The organism is Pedobacter antarcticus (assembly GCF_900112985.1).
GTDB classification, from domain to species: Bacteria; Bacteroidota; Bacteroidia; order Sphingobacteriales; family Sphingobacteriaceae; genus Pedobacter; species Pedobacter antarcticus.
In genome coordinates, this window is the sequence record NZ_FONS01000006.1 from 313370 (window position 1) to 328808 (window position 15439).

15 protein-coding genes and 1 pseudogene are annotated in these 15439 nt (G+C 40.9%); 12 read left to right on the forward strand and 4 right to left on the reverse strand.

Features of this window, described 5'->3' with window-relative positions; translation table 11 throughout:
• The first annotated feature begins 10 nt into the window (after positions 1–10).
• Positions 11–907 (forward strand): helix-turn-helix domain-containing protein, encoded by an 897-nt coding sequence (locus BM192_RS14415; RefSeq protein WP_037438599.1) that lies wholly within the window; start codon positions 11–13, stop codon positions 905–907.
• Between the two features lie 177 nt (positions 908–1084).
• Complete coding sequence (locus BM192_RS14420; RefSeq protein WP_081857466.1) at positions 1085–2473, forward strand: serine hydrolase domain-containing protein; 1389 nt, start codon at positions 1085–1087, stop codon at positions 2471–2473.
• 91 nt (positions 2474–2564) lie between these two features.
• Here the strand turns inward: BM192_RS14420 and BM192_RS14425 are convergent, their stop codons facing one another.
• From BM192_RS14425 to BM192_RS14435, 3 genes are read right to left on the reverse strand one after another with little or no spacing between them, the layout of a single operon-like run.
• Positions 2565–3236 carry a DUF6766 family protein gene (locus BM192_RS14425; RefSeq protein ID WP_051759635.1) on the reverse strand — a complete coding sequence of 224 codons (672 nt, stop codon included), beginning with the start codon at positions 3234–3236 and terminating at the stop codon, positions 2565–2567.
• 51 nt (positions 3237–3287) lie between these two features.
• Positions 3288–3887 carry a YciE/YciF ferroxidase family protein gene (locus tag BM192_RS14430; RefSeq protein ID WP_037438595.1) on the reverse strand — a complete coding sequence of 200 codons (600 nt, stop codon included), beginning with the start codon at positions 3885–3887 and terminating at the stop codon, positions 3288–3290.
• Between the two features lie 16 nt (positions 3888–3903).
• Positions 3904–6135, reverse strand: a complete 2232-nt coding sequence (locus BM192_RS14435; RefSeq protein ID WP_051759633.1) for a hypothetical protein — start codon at positions 6133–6135, stop codon at positions 3904–3906.
• 176 nt (positions 6136–6311) lie between these two features.
• On the opposite strand from BM192_RS14435, the gene BM192_RS14440 reads away from it, so the two are divergent.
• From BM192_RS14440 to BM192_RS14465, 6 genes are all read left to right on the forward strand, one after another.
• A complete protein-coding gene (locus tag BM192_RS14440; RefSeq protein WP_037438593.1) occupies positions 6312–7361 on the forward strand; it encodes a glycoside hydrolase family 130 protein in 1050 nt (349 codons plus the stop codon).
• 285 nt (positions 7362–7646) lie between these two features.
• Complete coding sequence (locus tag BM192_RS14445; RefSeq protein ID WP_037438591.1) at positions 7647–8510, forward strand: AraC family transcriptional regulator; 864 nt, start codon at positions 7647–7649, stop codon at positions 8508–8510.
• A 19-nt stretch (positions 8511–8529) separates the two neighbouring features.
• Complete coding sequence (locus BM192_RS14450) at positions 8530–9165, forward strand: NAD(P)H-binding protein (protein WP_037438590.1); 636 nt, start codon at positions 8530–8532, stop codon at positions 9163–9165.
• 219 nt (positions 9166–9384) lie between these two features.
• Positions 9385–9942, forward strand: coding sequence for a nuclear transport factor 2 family protein (locus BM192_RS14455; protein ID WP_037438588.1), 558 nt, complete (start codon positions 9385–9387; stop codon positions 9940–9942).
• 5 nt (positions 9943–9947) lie between these two features.
• Positions 9948–10334, forward strand: a complete 387-nt coding sequence (locus BM192_RS14460; protein ID WP_037438586.1) for a nuclear transport factor 2 family protein — start codon at positions 9948–9950, stop codon at positions 10332–10334.
• Between the two features lie 78 nt (positions 10335–10412).
• Positions 10413–11486, forward strand: coding sequence for an NADH:flavin oxidoreductase/NADH oxidase (locus tag BM192_RS14465; RefSeq protein WP_037438580.1), 1074 nt, complete (start codon positions 10413–10415; stop codon positions 11484–11486).
• 154 nt (positions 11487–11640) lie between these two features.
• On the opposite strand, the pseudogene BM192_RS14470 reads toward BM192_RS14465, so the two are convergent.
• A pseudogene (locus BM192_RS14470) lies at positions 11641–12402 on the reverse strand (NADPH-dependent F420 reductase); the annotation flags it as partial.
• 115 nt (positions 12403–12517) lie between these two features.
• On the opposite strand from BM192_RS14470, the gene BM192_RS14475 reads away from it, so the two are divergent.
• The 4 genes from BM192_RS14475 to BM192_RS21060 form a co-directional block, all read left to right on the forward strand.
• Positions 12518–12865, forward strand: a complete 348-nt coding sequence (locus BM192_RS14475; RefSeq protein ID WP_037438576.1) for a winged helix-turn-helix transcriptional regulator — start codon at positions 12518–12520, stop codon at positions 12863–12865.
• Positions 12866–13364: 499 nt separating this feature from the next.
• Positions 13365–14378 (forward strand): Rossmann-fold NAD(P)-binding domain-containing protein, encoded by a 1014-nt coding sequence (locus BM192_RS14480; protein WP_037438573.1) that lies wholly within the window; start codon positions 13365–13367, stop codon positions 14376–14378.
• 75 nt (positions 14379–14453) lie between these two features.
• Entirely contained in the window at positions 14454–15077 is a 624-nt protein-coding gene (locus BM192_RS21150) for a nuclear transport factor 2 family protein (RefSeq protein WP_234797564.1), read from the forward strand.
• Between the two features lie 119 nt (positions 15078–15196).
• On the forward strand, positions 15197–15439 hold a 243-nt coding region (locus BM192_RS21060; protein WP_455430249.1), incomplete at its 3' end, for an ISAon1 family transposase N-terminal region protein.

The following is a 15439-nucleotide window of genomic DNA, read 5'->3' on the forward strand; positions in this document are numbered from 1 at the left end:
ACTAAAGGCCATGGAAGAAGTGAGAAGACTGGACACTGTCCGTCAGTATAATGATTATGTTGGGATAGACACGCTGCACCCCTTGGTAAGCGTAGTTAATTTCAATGAATGTCCTACCATTATCCACTACAAGCATTATATGGATATCTACGCCATATTTTTCAAGAATATAAAATGTGGAAACATGACCTATGGCTGCCAGAATTATGATTACGAGGATGGAACTATGGTATTTGTTTCACCTGGACAGGTTTACGGAATAGACAGCAATGGCCAAGCAGTAATACCTTCCGGGTACGGGCTGGTATTTCATCCAGATCTTCTAAAGGGCACGCATCTTGGAAAGACCATCAAAGATTACTCTTTCTTTTCATATGAAGTTAATGAGGCTCTTCACCTTTCAAAAAAGGAGAAGAAGACTATAATAGAATCCCTGGAAAAGATTTCGGCAGAAATAGAGCAAAATATTGATAAGCATAGTAAGACGCTTATCGTTTCCAATATCGAACTATTCCTGAACTATTGTATGCGGTTCTACGATCGCCAGTTTATAACCCGCAGCCATGCAAACAAGGATATCCTTGTACGCTTCGAAAACCTGTTAATAGATTATTTCCGCACTGGTAAAGCTTCACAACTGGGCCTCCCAAGTGTGGCCTATTGTGCCGACCAACTGCACCTCTCCCCTAACTATTTTGGCGACCTGATTAAGAAGGAAACTGGAAATACAGCATTAGATTATATTCAGTCCAAAATGATAGACCAGGCAAAAACTTACATTTTTGACCGCTCAAAAACGTTAAATGAAATTGCCAGTGACCTGGGATTTAAATACCAGCAGCATTTTACGCGATTATTTAAACAGAAAACGGGATTGACACCAAATGAGTATCGGGGGTTGAACTAAGATCATCCCCCCTGGGGAAACTACTTGCTCATTTGTATGGAAAAGAAGGTGATCGTAAAAAGCCTAAAAGTTGATCGTAAGGAGAGGGTGTATTTCAATCTTAATTTCTTTATCGCTGCAACTAATTAAAATCAAAGTTGTCTTGTAATTATATTTAATAATCTCTGCTTAATCCTTATGAAATTTAGAAATTATCTATCGCAAGCTTCTTTAATGTTGATTTCGTTGAGCATGTACGCTCAAACTCCCTTACAGCTCAAACATATAGATTCTTTGATGAAGACCGCATCGGATCGAGGAGTTTTTAATGGCACTTTATTGGTTGCCAAACAAGGCAGGATTATTTATCACAAAGCCTGGGGTTATGCCAACGCGGATAAAACCCAACCACTTAATACGGCTATGCTGTTCGACGTAGGGTCCATTTCCAAAGAGTTTAATGGAGTTAGCATCATGCTGTTGAAAGAACGGGGTAAAGTTAAACTGGATGACCCTGTATCCAAATACCTCCCGGATCTGCCAAATTGGGCAGATAAAGTACAACTCAAACACTTGCTCAATTATACCAGCGGCCTACCAAATTTTAAGGCGCAGTCAGATGAGACAGATAATGAACTTTTAGATTCGCTTAAAAACCTGAAGAAGTTGAAATTCGAACCTGGTTCAGCCTATATTTATGCGCATGCAAATGTTTATTTGCAAAAGCGAATAATTGAAAAGGCTTCAGGATTATCTTATGCAGATTTTGTAGATAAATATATATTTAAACCCTGCGGTATGCAGCAAAGTATTATGGATGCCAATCTGAATAGGCCGGACCTAGCCAAAGCCTTCGATAATGATTTCCATTCCACACCATATATTCAGCTAACTACTGGCTTTCCCAGACTTACTCCTGCCGATCTCTATAAATTTATTACGCAGCTGGAAGCATTTAAAATAATTAATAAAGAATCGTCTGATCAGTTAGCTGTTAACTTTCCAGGTGGCGAAAGCAGCCTCGGTACTACAGGTTTTAAAGACGGAAAACTTCAATGGCATCGCCACCAGGGTTCCAATAGCAATTACGAAGCGCTGATCTATACCGATCATGTCAGTAAAATTTCGATGGTCATGGAAACCAACAACCAAAACTTCAAAGTGGATGCCATTAAAGGAGCTATACTTGCCATCTTACAAGATCAGCCTTTTAATATTCCTAAAAAATCTGTTTACCTGGATATCAGAGATAAGATCTTGAAAGACATAGAACAAGGTCTGTCATTTTACCGCCAAATCAAAGCGGAAGGACAGGATAAATATGACTTCGGATTCGAAGCTGGCGACTTGATCAGCACTGGAAAATATCTGCAGCGAAGGAATCGCTTCGATGACGCAATCCGCTTGTATAGCCTCGCCGTGCCACTATGTGCTAAAAAAAACGATCTTTCCTACGCCTATGAACTCACTGCCGAATGTTATTTAAAAAAGGGAGATAATGTACAGGCAAAAACTTGGTATGAAAAAGCGCTGGCGGCAGATGCGGGCAATAAGAATGCACAGGGAATGATTACGACCTTAAAATAATTATCGTTACCATCAGCAAACATCTCGCAGCTTTACGCAGGTGGACACTAAATTTCTGCTCATTGAAACATGTGCTGCGCTGCATTTAATGCTATTTGCCGGTCTCCAGGTGTGGAGCATCTACCGGCTTAGATTCGGGGGAACCCTTTTGGCGGAGATAAATGGTCAAAAAAACAATAGATGCTACAGATAGAAACTCGCTTTGCCAATTTTGAAAAGTTTCAAACCAGAATTCCGGCTGCCCTAAATAAGCGTACACTGTATCTTCAGGCAGGTTTCTCGCAAGTTGCTCTACATTATGGTTCTGCCAGCTTCCGTAAAGATGCAGTGCCCAGCTGATAAAAAATAGCAAACCAAAAGAGATTGAAAGCGAATTTTCGTAAATCTTCAGTATCCAGCCTCCTTTTCTAACAGGCCAGGGCGCATCATTACCTGGCACAGGTTCCCGGTCTACTTCCTCCGGCTCATTTAGCTTTTTAGATTCAGCCGAACCAATTTGCCGAAGAGAAATGGTAAGTAAAACATAAAGCGACATTTGCAGGAATTCACTTTCGAAGTTCTCAAACGTTGCCGAAATAAAATGTCCGCTTCGCAGGTAAGTGCCTAAGCCGATCTCGCGGGCATGGTCGTCTTTCAGGTCAGCATTATGCTGCTTCCAACCCGTCAGTGCCTGGGCGAAGAGCGTCAGTACAAATAAACCCATAAACACAATCGTCAGTCCGTTGCGGTAAAAAAAAGAATGTTTTTCCTTAATGCTATTCATAATACCTGATAAAAAATTGTTAGGCCTGAACATATGTTCAGGCCTATTGCATTATTCAGCTGCCGCCTGTTCATTAATAGCACTAACCGCTATTTCTGTAAGCGCAACATCTGTGGCTTTTTCATTATTGAGGGTCTGCTGCAAAAGTTCAGCAACATCAGTACGCCCCATATTCTGTGCGAATACAACCAGGGTACCATACGTTGCTATTTCATAATGCTCGACTTTTTGGGCCGCAAGAATCAATCCCGCATCACGGATCATCGTGCCAGCATCTGTGTCTTCAATAATGCCTTCCCCTTCAGCGATCAAGCCTTCCATAGCGTCGCATTTTTTTGCCTGGGCTTTTTCGTCCAACAATTCAAAAACCTGTTCCAATGTCGCGATATGGGTTTTAGTTTCCTCCGTGTGCTTTTCGAAAGCTGCTGCCAAGGCCTCGCTGGTCGCCGCTTTTTTCATTTTTGGAAGCGCTTTGGACAGATGTTTTTCTGCCCAGTAAATGTCCTTCAGCTCATCTACAAAAAATTCGTGGAACTCAGAATTCTCAATTTTTGCGGGTTTAGCGTCTTTGTTGGAGCTTACGTTTGTACTTTTCGCTGCAGCCGCCGCTCCTGTGGCTGTTTTTTTAGCCGTTGTTTTAGTTGTTGCCATTTTTCTAGTTTTTATGTTAATGATTGTTATGTTTTATCGTGGATTGCTCAAATATCTTTATCGAAACCTGGCAGTCTCCCGGAATGCAGAACTCCAGGTTCCCCCCTTTTACAGGTTTTCCTTCAACATGCTTCTTCTGCCCTTTGACCCTTACCTCAACCGCTGGGATTTTTAGGTTTTCGGTCTTTACCAACATCATCCGGCATTCCAGTCTTGCGTCACCCAGCACCTGGAAAGAAATATTTTTACCCCTTACAGCAGTAAAATCTGCGGTCGGGTAGTCAACATATACCATAAAGGCCTCACCGGGAATCTGCAGGTAGTGGCGGGGCAGGATTCCGAAAGCATTTCCAGCACCATAAACTTCCTGCCCAACAGTGCCTGACTTCAACCAGCCATCCTGCAAATCTTCCAGTGCAATCCATAATTTCGGGTCAACTTCACCGGTCTTGGTCTGCTCCTCTAACATTTCTGTCGGAAGCATAGGAGGATAATAATATATTGCGCGGTCAACCGTATAGCGGATAAACTCTGCAACCAGCAATTTGACCGATGGCAAAATCTCTACACCCTCTGCATGGTTTAAATAGTCATGCAGCGCGCAGAATACCTCTTGCTCTTCATAGGCAGCAGTATAAGGCGCATCGTTTAACGGGTAGAGGGCAAAAAATTTCGGGAAATTCTTACCATGTCCATAGTTACAATCCCACAACTGGGTATTGCGAAAAATGCTGGCCAGGCACATATAACTCAGCTCGAGGTACAGATTTTTACCTGTGATTTTAAATAACCGCAACAGCGCACCTGCTGAAAATGCTGTATTGTTGGCCTGGTAAAATATCTCAAAGCCATATCCTTCCAGGGTCCTGGCTGCTTTCTCTGCTTCGGCCAGATATTTTTTCTCTTTAGTCAGCTCAAAAGCCTGGAGCATGACATGGGCATACAAACCAGCCACATCCTTTTCTCCGCCCTTACCCTCCGCCGTTTCTGCTTTAATTACTTCAAGGGTATCCATTTTATAGAATACAGGCCATTTATACTTAAAATGACGCGCAACTTTAATGGCGAACTTCAACGAATCCAAAAAGAGCGTTTTGGCTACTTTGTCACCTTTCAGCGCCAGCCGCGACAGGTTTAATAACGGGTGATGCAGGTACCAGGAGTCCATGACCAGCGGTACCTTCTGTTCCTCTTCCCCTTTGAGTTTATCTTCCGCCGCCGGAAGCCAGCGCATAATGGTACCGAGCTGATCATTGTAAAATGCCGGTGATCCTTCTTTGATAACTTTCATGACTTCCAGCTCTTTACCACCCCACTCCACGTAATCCAATAGCGGAAGCAGAACGGCCAGCTGCACCATAATTTCCGGCGGGGTTTCATAATCACTGACGTAGGCGTTAAAATATTTGTGTCCGGCCACCTGCGACCAGCAGCCGGGACTTTCAATCAGATCCTTCAACCCATTTTCAAGGACTTCAGGCCATGAATGATATCGGGTATCGGGTCTGGGCATGAGAAGGTAAATGCGGCTGAGCAGGGTCAGGTAAGTTTCCATAACCTCGGCCTCACTTTCAGCTGCCTGGGCTTTGAAAGCAATAAAAGCATCAGAAATAGTAACTTTTTTTCCTGCGTTTAATGGCTTTTTGGATGGTGGCAGAGAAAACCCCAGCTCTGGCCATTCTCCACCCACGGTATCTCCCAGGGAAGTTTCGGTTTGATCACAATAGGCCGATATAGCCGTCAGGTTTTGCAGGTATAATATTGCTCCTGATTTTGGACGCGTCTGGGATAAATAGAGGAATCCGGAGCGGGTACCCCACTGACTAGCGTGAATTTTACCGGCAGAATTTTCCGGCTTTCTACTTTTGTCTGTGAAAAGGATATCCCTGGGCCAGTATGGAATATCCAGCGTTGTCGTAGGTTCCAGTGTAGTGGTATAACGAAGAACCGGAATATCTTCATCCGTGTCAATAATGATGTCAACAGTTTGTTTGCCGTAGACACCCTCTAGGGCCAAGGTGATCCCCGTGGTATTCACTTGTTTTTCTGCGACATCGAACCCACCTGGACTGTAAGCACATCTAAACAAACTAATCGCGCCATTAGGCATCCGGGCCTCCACTAAAATGGAATCTGAGGTCTGAAATACCTGAAAAGTATAGTTTTTGGTTTCATTTGAATACAGGGGCTCCTCCACCACCGCAAGATCATTACTTGCCAGGACTGCCCAGGGGGACATTGATTTCATAACAAGTGTTTTAAAAGGTTAATGTGATGCCAATAACAGAGTGACTGACATAATGTTTTCAGCGCCGAAGTTTAGCGTATTTACTACATCATCTTCGGGTGTATTCCGCAAATTGACAGCTGAAACTTTTTGTTACCGATCTTGTTTGCTTTGGAGACATTGATACCAGTTCAAACATGAAAGACCTTGCCCGCAGATTTCCGCAAAACCCACTCCTGATACCTAAAGACCTCTGCCCCAGCGCCGATGGCCTTCAGGTGATCTGCCTGCTAAATCCCGGCGTATTCACCTACCTGGGCAAAACCTGGCTGCTGGTCAGGGTGGCCGAAAGTATTAAACAGGTCGAAGGCTGGGCATTTATACCTGCTTTGAATGACCAGGGGAAATTGGAAATCATTGAAGTACCGCTAAATGATCCTGAACTTATCGCTACGGATGCGCGTGTGTTCAATTACCAAGGGCTGGACTACCTAACTACTGTCTCCCATTTGCGCCTGCTAAGCAGCACAGACGGCATCAACTTCAGGGAAGAAGAAGGGTTCCCTGGGATATTTGGAAAGGGCAGACTGGAACGTTATGGCATTGAAGACTGCAGGGTTACCTTCCTTGAAGATCTTTATTATCTCACCTATACCGCCGTGTCAGATAACGGCGTCGGCGTAGGTTTACAGACCACCCGAAACTGGAAAGATTTTGAACGCAAAGGGATGATCCTGCCGCCCCACAATAAGGATGTCGCTATTTTTGAAGAAAAAATCAATGGTAAATACTACGCCCTGCACCGCCCCAGTAGCAAGGACATCGGCGGGAATTACATCTGGCTTGCCGAGTCACCTGATGCCCTCCACTGGGGCAATCATCAATGCCTTATCAAATCCCGGCCCGGAATGTGGGACAGCGGACGGGTAGGGGCCGGAGCCGCCCCCATCAAAACCGATCAAGGCTGGCTGGAAATCTATCATGGTGCAACCGCAGAAAACCGCTACTGCCTCGGCGCATTTTTACTCGACCTGGATAACCCGGCTATCGTTCTGACCAGGAGTATCGAACCCATCATGGTCCCTACAGAAAATTATGAGCTCAGTGGTTTTTTCGGATTCGTCGTTTTCACTAATGGACATATAGTCAGGGGTGACGAGCTGACCATCTACTATGGTGCAGCAGATGAATTCGTATGCGGCGCGACTTTTTCCATCAGGGAAATCTTGGAATCGCTTAACCGGTAACGTACCGGAATAGGTATGTAATTCAAATTCCCGTGTCAAAAACAGGGATCTAAACAAGGAATTTAGGCCTACCCTATTGATATTTGGAATGGTCAACATGGACTATTTAGTAAAAATACTTGAGCTTAAAAGAACATGCTCATATGTAAATGTGTTATATCTTTGTGTTGTAATTGAGACGATTGAATTCAAGATTAATTATATTTTCCTTATTGCAGCTTTGGGAACACCACTAATCAAATAGCGTCGATCGTATAATGCCGTATTACATCAAAAAATAATTAAATGAAAAAAATGCTTAAAGTTCCAACTTCATTGATTGGTTGTGATGCTCCGCAAAACTCCTTGATGTTAGATGGTTGTTCTGTAATCGAGCAGTGCATACATAGTACGGAAGTTAAAGGCACAATGTACCTCGAACAGCATTTACTCCTTATCGTACTGGAAGGATCTGTCGTTCTCACTTATGGAAAACAAGAATATAAGCTCGGTAAGAACGATATGATTTTGCTAAAAAAAGCAACTGCTGTAAAATATCATAAATTCGGGAATGCAGATAATGATAATATCTACGACAGCTTAATGTTTAGCATCAAAGATGATCTTCTAAAGTCATTTCTGTCAAGCTCAGATATTAAGGTATCAAAACCTGAAGGTGAAATCAAAACTGGCGTTTACCCGATGAATGAATGTCTGGTTGCATTTGCCCACTCTCTTAAACCGTATTTTTTTGATCATTCCGTCGTTCATCCTGGCCAGCTTCGTTTAAAAATCATGGAATTACTATATGATGTAGCGGAATGTAACCGGAATATGTTTTTACAGATTCTCCAGTTGCACGAGCCTATAAGGACAGATATCCGAAATGTGGTAGAACAACATTATGCTTCCCCGGTCTCAGTTTCAGAATTGGCATACCTTTCTGGTAGAAGTGTATCCAGCTTCAAAAGAGATTTTCAAAATATATACAATGCTGCACCTGCAACGTGGATAAGAGAAAAAAGGCTAAACAAGGCAAAAGATATGCTGGAAACTACAATGATGTCTGTTTCAGAGATTTGTTACATGTTAGGATTTGAGAATATATCTCACTTTTCCAGGATATTTAAAGAGTTTCACGGAAAGGCTCCTACCGTTTTTCGACTTTAAACATTAAAATTATAAATCTATGAAAGTATTAGTGATCGGAGCAAATGGTCGGGTTGGCTCCCTTTTAATCGAAAAGTTAGCTTCTCAACATCAGGTTATCGCTGGCTCGCGGCATTCAAAAGCAATCAATAATTCTTATAACGTTGAGCATTCATATATTAATTTACTAAATGATGTAAATTCTATTACAGAAAGCATGAATGGTGTAGATGCGGTATATTTTGTATCCGGTTCCCGCGGCAAAAATCTTTTACAAATAGACTTACATGGAGCAATAAAAACTATGCAAGCCGCAGAAAGAGTTGGAGCAAAGCGTTATATATTGCTTAGTTCTGTTTTCGCATTGCAACCGGAACATTGGAAGGAATCTTTCCTAAGTGATTTAACAGATTATAATATTGCTAAACATTATGCCGACTTATATCTCAGTACTCAAACTCAGTTAGATTATACCATACTACAACCTGGGGCGCTTAAAGAGGAACAAGGCACTGGAAAAATAGAGACAAATGTGATCAGCCCGGGATCTAACTCTATAGCGAATGTTGTAGATACGCTTGTGGCGATATTGGCAGACGACTCAACAATTGGGAGGGTAATTCTTATGCATGATGGGGACACTCCAATTAGTGAAGCCATTCGTCCGGCAGAATAATATATCCATAAATACCCCACCATTGAATGTTATCTTACCCAGATATTCAGCCAATATATCTTCCTAATCCTTTTATATCAAAATAGGACTAATTAGTCAAAATCTTTGAGCTAATTAGAAAAAACATCAAATTCTTGTCATTGTATCTTTGTTAAAGAAAAAGAGATGAATAATCTGCTAATACCTGACAGTATTATTCTCATTTAAACGAGATAATTTATGCAAAAAAATCCGAAACAAAATGAGCTTACCCGTTCAGCAAAATTAAACGCTGATGGATCACAAAAAAGTAGTGGAAACATAGTTAAAAAACTGTTTTCATCAGTTCCAACTGCACTGATATTTTCTGCCCTAACAATTGGAAGCCTATTGGTTTCATGTCAAAATAGCTATAGTCAAAATAATAAAAAAGAAGTTATGCAAAACAATCAAGAACAAAAAGATGGCATCCTCAAGCCAATAGAATTATATATTGAAGCAGGACGAAAAGGCGATGGCAACATTGCAAATCCAGCATTTGCATCTACTGCAACCATGTCCTGGTCAGAAAATGGAGTATTAAAAAGCGTTCCTATTCAAGCACTGTTTGACGGATTTTCTGCAGCCGAGCCAATGGAAGCGAGCTATAAAATAACCACTTTGGATGTAGAAAGTGATGTAGCAATAGTGAGAATCGAATCTCAGTTTGGACCCGACAAATATGCCGATATGTTTACATTGGTAAAAGACGGTAACAACTGGAAAATCATTAGTAAAATTTACCATGTAATAAAATAAAAATCATGTCCGCAAATCAAAATATCAACACCGTTCAAGATTATGAAGATGTCCTGGCAGCAATGGAAGGCTATGTTCAGGGATTAAAAACCGGAAACGTAGATCAATTAAAAAAGACCTTCCATCAAGATGCGATTATGTATGGCCATTTAGGTGATGACCTCTCACAAGGCAGCATAGATAATCTTTATACCTACGTCGAGAAATTCGGATCAGCACCAAATATCAAAACCAATCTCACGGTTTTACACAAAACACCTACCACAGCAATTGTTCGAATTGAAATGGAACATGACGCTGCCAATGAAGATTTTACAGACTACCATTCTTTAATTAAGATTAATGGAGAATGGAAGGTAGTTGCAAAACTTTTTCATCTCTACACTAAGTAATCAAATTCCTAATGTTGAAGTTCTTACTGGGAGCATATATTGCTTTCAGCGGGACTTCGCGTTCAAAAAAAAATAAAAATGTCAAAATTATTCAGTCCATTGACTGTCAAATCTGTTACGTTCAAAAATAGGATTTTCACCTCGCCTATGTGTATGTATATGGCGGAAGATGGATTTGCAGGTGATTGGCACCTGATTCATTACGGCTCAAGAGCAATGGGAGGCGCTGGCGCAATAATGCTGGAAGCAACAGCTGTACGTGCCGATGGACGTATTGGTGTGGGAGATTTGGGAATATGGAAAGACGAACACATTAAAATGCTTTCTAAGATCGTCTCTTTTATAAAAAGTACAGGTAGTATTCCCGCAATTCAACTGGCACATGCAGGAAGAAAAGGAAGTACCTGGGCTTCTGGAGGTGAAAGCCGCCCGTTAATGCCAGGTGAAGAAAATGGCTGGGAGTTAATTGCGCCTTCTGCTATTGCATTCTCACCAGCAATGCAAACGCCTCGTGAAATGACCTTAAAGGATATTGAGGAAATTCAGCAAGCTTTTGTAGATGCCGCAATGAGAGCTTTGAAGTCTGGCTTTGAACTGATTGAAATTCACAGCGCACATGGTTATCTCATTAATGAATTTCTATCGCCTATTCCAAACAAAAGAACAGATCACTACGGTGGAACTATTGAAAACAGAGCAAGGTTTCTATTTGAAATTATTGAAAAAGTCAAAGCAGTATGGCCATCAGATCTTCCGATTGCTGTTCGTATTTCTGCTACAGATTGGACAGAAGAAGGATGGACGATTTCCGATTCAGTTTGGCTAAGTAAGGAGCTCTCAAAGAAAGGAATTGATGTTATCGATGTCTCTTCGGGAGGAATGATCCCAAATGCTAAAATAACAGTTGGTTCAGGCTATCAGTTGCCATTTGCAAGCACTATCAAACGTGAAGTAAAAGATCAGTTACTTGTAGGAACAGTGGGAATGATCACCAATGCCCATCAAGCCGAAACTATATTAACCAACGGAGATGCCGATCTTATTTTTATTGGCCGTGAACTATTGCGAAACCCTTATTTCCCTTTAGTAGCTGCAAAACAACTTCGTTCAGAAATACCTGTCCCTAAACCCTATGAACTTGCATTTAAATAAAGAAACAATTTTATGAGTATCTATTTAACTATCATTATAAAGGCACCGCCTGAACGCCAACAAGAAATCAAAGACCTTTTATACACTCTCCCGGAATTACTCCCAGGGACTATTTTCTGAAATTAAGACTATTAAGCGTTGGCTAAGATACCTTTTAACCTGCTTTCGGATTTTCAGGAAATAGAGAGCGATTAAATTCGACTATATCTTCGTGCGACGGCGGTGTAGCGCGTTCCGAGAATAGTTTAATCACAGAATCCCTGATTTGGGCTGCAACTTCCCTAATTCCATCCTTGAGTGCCTGTTTCAGTTCCTTCGTATTCAATTCTGTACAATAGGCTGGAGTTCCCGGTTGATGCCTCCATGAACTTTGTAGGTCACCAGCGTCGACGACGTCAAAGCCTGCTTCGTCAATTAGTCCGGATATTATATTTTTTGCTTGTATATCATCTCCCGATATTGCCATAGCTACACGCCCTTTTGCTCCCTGAGGTTTACCTCCAGATATAAGAGTTTCTGCAAGCAGATTATTAAATGCTTTAATCACAGGCCGGCCTATTTGTTCGGAAACCCAGATACTTTCCACTTTACCATTTTTTATTTCCTCGATATCAGCATCACGGAACGGATAATAATTAGATGTATCTACGATGATGGTTCCCTGAGGCACTTCGTCAAATAAAGTTTTAGGCAGGTTGGGAATGGCAATGGTTGGCACCGCAAGTATGACTACGTCCACCTCTTTTACGAGTTCCTCTAAGGTCGAAGGTAAGGCTCCTAATTCATGTGCACGCTTTTCTACTTGATCAAATTTAGCTGAACTGGTTACCGAAACCTCATGCCCTGCTCCTACCATTTTTTTTGCAATTGTGCCTCCAATGGCGCCTGTGCCAATTATTCCTATTTTCATCTTTTTATATTTAAAATATGTGTTGGTTTAGTAGATAAATAATTATTGCAAAGTTATCTTATTATACTTTCTTTTGTATAGCACTTTCTCAAAGGAAAGTGAAATTATTAACACGAACAATATGGCTCAAAAAAAAACACATTGCGATTGCCTTAATACCGTGAAGCCGGTAAGGGATGCACTCGATGTGATTAGCGGCAAATGGAAACTCCCCATAATTATTTCAGTCGGTGTTGGCAATGACCGTTTTACCGATATACAGGAAAGTATTCCAGGAATAACCCCTAAAGTCCTCGCTAAAGAACTCAAGGACCTGGAACAGCATAAACTTTTAAAACGTATTGTCGTAGGCGACTATCCCGTCAAAATCCAGTATACCCTGGAACCTTACGCCGATACCTTAACACCAATAATATATTCGCTAAAAGACTGGGGAGTCAATCATAGGAAAGTAGTTACAGAAAGATAAATGCTTAAAGATAAGCGCAACAATAAACTTTATTTTTGGCAGAAAGCTATCTCATTGACCGGGAAATTATAAATGGAACGAAGGCCGCTTTCTCCAAATCTAAGTTTACCACTTAATAATCACGAACATATTACCAATGTCCATTGTCCGCCGATGATACTCGAGGTGCATGCTCCGGAGATTCATCGCTCAGAGCAAGCTTCCGGAGATTCGTCCGATGATTGCTTGATTTCGCCCAATACTTACATTATTTATAGTACCTAACAATTAGCGGGCTATATACAAAAGTATATATGCAACCTTAACTTTGTCTTAAATAAAAGAATCATCAAAGTTGATTACCAACTGGCATTGCTTTTTATGGAATGGATTACAACTCATCTGAAGCAACATTGCTCTTGGTGTAAGATCATATTTGGTATTTCCGGATAAGTTGTGACCGACTTCACACTTAAAAAGAATTGCAAAAAGTAAGGTTATATAATTTAAAAATTTTAATATGGAATCACAGACAAAACGAATCTTAATCGTGGGCGGTTATGGAATGGTTGGAAGTAACATCGCAAGACTAATCAGACAAGCTGATAAGAGTATCGAACTTATTCTTGGAGGTAGAAATCCACAAAATGGAATATCTTTAGCGGAGGAATTAAATCATTCAGAAACAGCCTATATCAATCTCGAAGAAGGCTTCGATCTAAGTGAATTTAAGAAAATTGATCTGATTATCTCAGCGGTGGATGATCACAGTAATATATTAAGAGAAACTGCTATCTTAAATGGCATTGCATGTATTGCTGTAAGCGAATTAGCGGATCAAATTTCTCCCACAGCATTTTTGAGTCTTCACAAAACGATTGTTGCACCTGTTGTATACGCAGGTCATTGGCAAGCTGGAGTATTAACCCTTATGGTTAGGCAACAAGCTGATAAATTCAGTCAAATAGAAACTATCGAACTTGCAGGATTATATGACCCAAAGGATAGCGTAGGGCCGCTGGTTGCAAACGAAGTTAGTGGTTTTGTTGGTGAGGCGCTAATTCGCAAAGGGGGAAATTGGCTATCATTACAAGCAAAAGAAAACCCGAGAACTATTGATTTGCACAATAATTCATCAGCAATAGGTTACCCACTCAGTACGCTGGATGTTCCGAGTATAGCCGCTTTTACGAGTGCGAAAAATATTAGGTTCGACTTTATTACAGGAGAATCTATTGGGACTAGTAAGGGCCTGGAAGCTTCCCATGAATTATACTTTACTATTTATGGCACCCTGCTATCCGGCGAAAAAAGAAAACTCAGCACGATCGTATCCGGCCCAAAAGGAAATTCCCATCTCACAGCTGTGGGCGTATATTTAATCACGGAAAAGATATTGGGCCTGAATGGACAGTCTGAACAAAAAACCGGGGGATTGTATCTTCCAGAAACTATTATCTCAACTCATCATATCAGCAACCGGTTAAAAGAATTTGGAATCGAAATAATTGAAGAAACCCTGGAAAGTTTATAGAACTTAATCAGGATATCCTGAGCACAATTTAACAATTCACAAAATTGAGCTTAACTATTAAAATAAACAAATAACGTGAAAAAACTCACATTAACAATATCCATCTTACTGTCAGCCGGTATCGAAATCATAGCAAAACCCATAAGTTATCTTCCTGATCAAAATACATTTCAACCTGTTATAAATCCTCAAAAGACGAGGAACTGGAATGACGAAATACGAACCATTGATCTTGATAATTCCATTGCCGGAAAGGTAATTGATAACGGAGAGAGCTTAGCAATAAAATTATATGGAAGCAAACCTGATTCAAGCATTACTGAATCGATTCATATTCAAAAACAAGCAAAAATGAAAAATGCAATGATATTACACAAAGCCAACGAATTCGTTAAAAAGGGAAACTATGAAAGTTTTCTAGCTTATTGTACACAGGATACCAAATGGGTTTTTGTAGGCGAACGTATCCTTGAGGGTAGAGATAAAGTACGAGAGTATATGAAAGAGTTCTATTTGGAACCGCCCGTATTTACCGTGGAAAAAACCATTGAGGATGGTAGTTATGTAACGGTCACAGGTGAAATCACCTTGAAGGCTGCAAATGGAACCTATAACCACTATGATTATTGCGACGTCTGGCGCTTCGAAAATGGAAAAATTGCAGAATTGAAAGCTTTTGTCATTGAAAAAAAATCTTGACAAATGAATCAGAAAGTGGCAACTGAGCCTGATTGGGTTCCAAGCAATACAGGATCAAGTCAAAAACTTGTGGATCAGTTCTTATATTTTTAGCTTTGTTGCTTTAGATTTCTTACTTGATGCAGGACGGTTACCATTCTTTAATAAGCTTACTATTACCAGATTTTATTCTTGACTTTTTTGAACTTAAGGGAGTTCGGAAAGAAGAAGACGTTTTTCATTTGGACTTGCAGGAAGTTAATACTACTCCAAATGTGCCTGATGGAGAGAAATTACTATCTAAAGGTTTTTTTTCCACCATCACCGTACAGGATTTCCCCATTCGAGGCCACAAGGTATTTCTTCATATCAAACGTCGACGC

Excerpts from the sequence above, each read along its gene's own strand:
- BM192_RS14465 (WP_037438580.1), top strand. The coding sequence starts at position 10,413 with ATGTCAAAATTATTCAGTCCATTGACTGTCAAATCTGTTACGTTCAAA.
- BM192_RS14415 (WP_037438599.1), top strand. The coding sequence starts at position 11 with ATGGAAGAAGTGAGAAGACTGGACACTGTCCGTCAGTATAATGATTAT.
- BM192_RS14475 (WP_037438576.1), top strand. The coding sequence starts at position 12,518 with ATGGCTCAAAAAAAAACACATTGCGATTGCCTTAATACCGTGAAGCCG.
- BM192_RS14420 (WP_081857466.1), top strand. The coding sequence starts at position 1,085 with ATGAAATTTAGAAATTATCTATCGCAAGCTTCTTTAATGTTGATTTCG.
- BM192_RS14460 (WP_037438586.1), top strand. The coding sequence starts at position 9,948 with ATGTCCGCAAATCAAAATATCAACACCGTTCAAGATTATGAAGATGTC.
- BM192_RS14440 (WP_037438593.1), top strand. The coding sequence starts at position 6,312 with ATGAAAGACCTTGCCCGCAGATTTCCGCAAAACCCACTCCTGATACCT.
- BM192_RS14445 (WP_037438591.1), top strand. The coding sequence starts at position 7,647 with ATGAAAAAAATGCTTAAAGTTCCAACTTCATTGATTGGTTGTGATGCT.
- BM192_RS14425 (WP_051759635.1), bottom strand. The coding sequence starts at position 3,236 with ATGAATAGCATTAAGGAAAAACATTCTTTTTTTTACCGCAACGGACTG.
- BM192_RS14480 (WP_037438573.1), top strand. The coding sequence starts at position 13,365 with ATGGAATCACAGACAAAACGAATCTTAATCGTGGGCGGTTATGGAATG.
- BM192_RS14455 (WP_037438588.1), top strand. The coding sequence starts at position 9,385 with ATGCAAAAAAATCCGAAACAAAATGAGCTTACCCGTTCAGCAAAATTA.
- BM192_RS14450 (WP_037438590.1), top strand. The coding sequence starts at position 8,530 with ATGAAAGTATTAGTGATCGGAGCAAATGGTCGGGTTGGCTCCCTTTTA.
- BM192_RS14435 (WP_051759633.1), bottom strand. The coding sequence starts at position 6,135 with ATGAAATCAATGTCCCCCTGGGCAGTCCTGGCAAGTAATGATCTTGCG.
- BM192_RS14430 (WP_037438595.1), bottom strand. The coding sequence starts at position 3,887 with ATGGCAACAACTAAAACAACGGCTAAAAAAACAGCCACAGGAGCGGCG.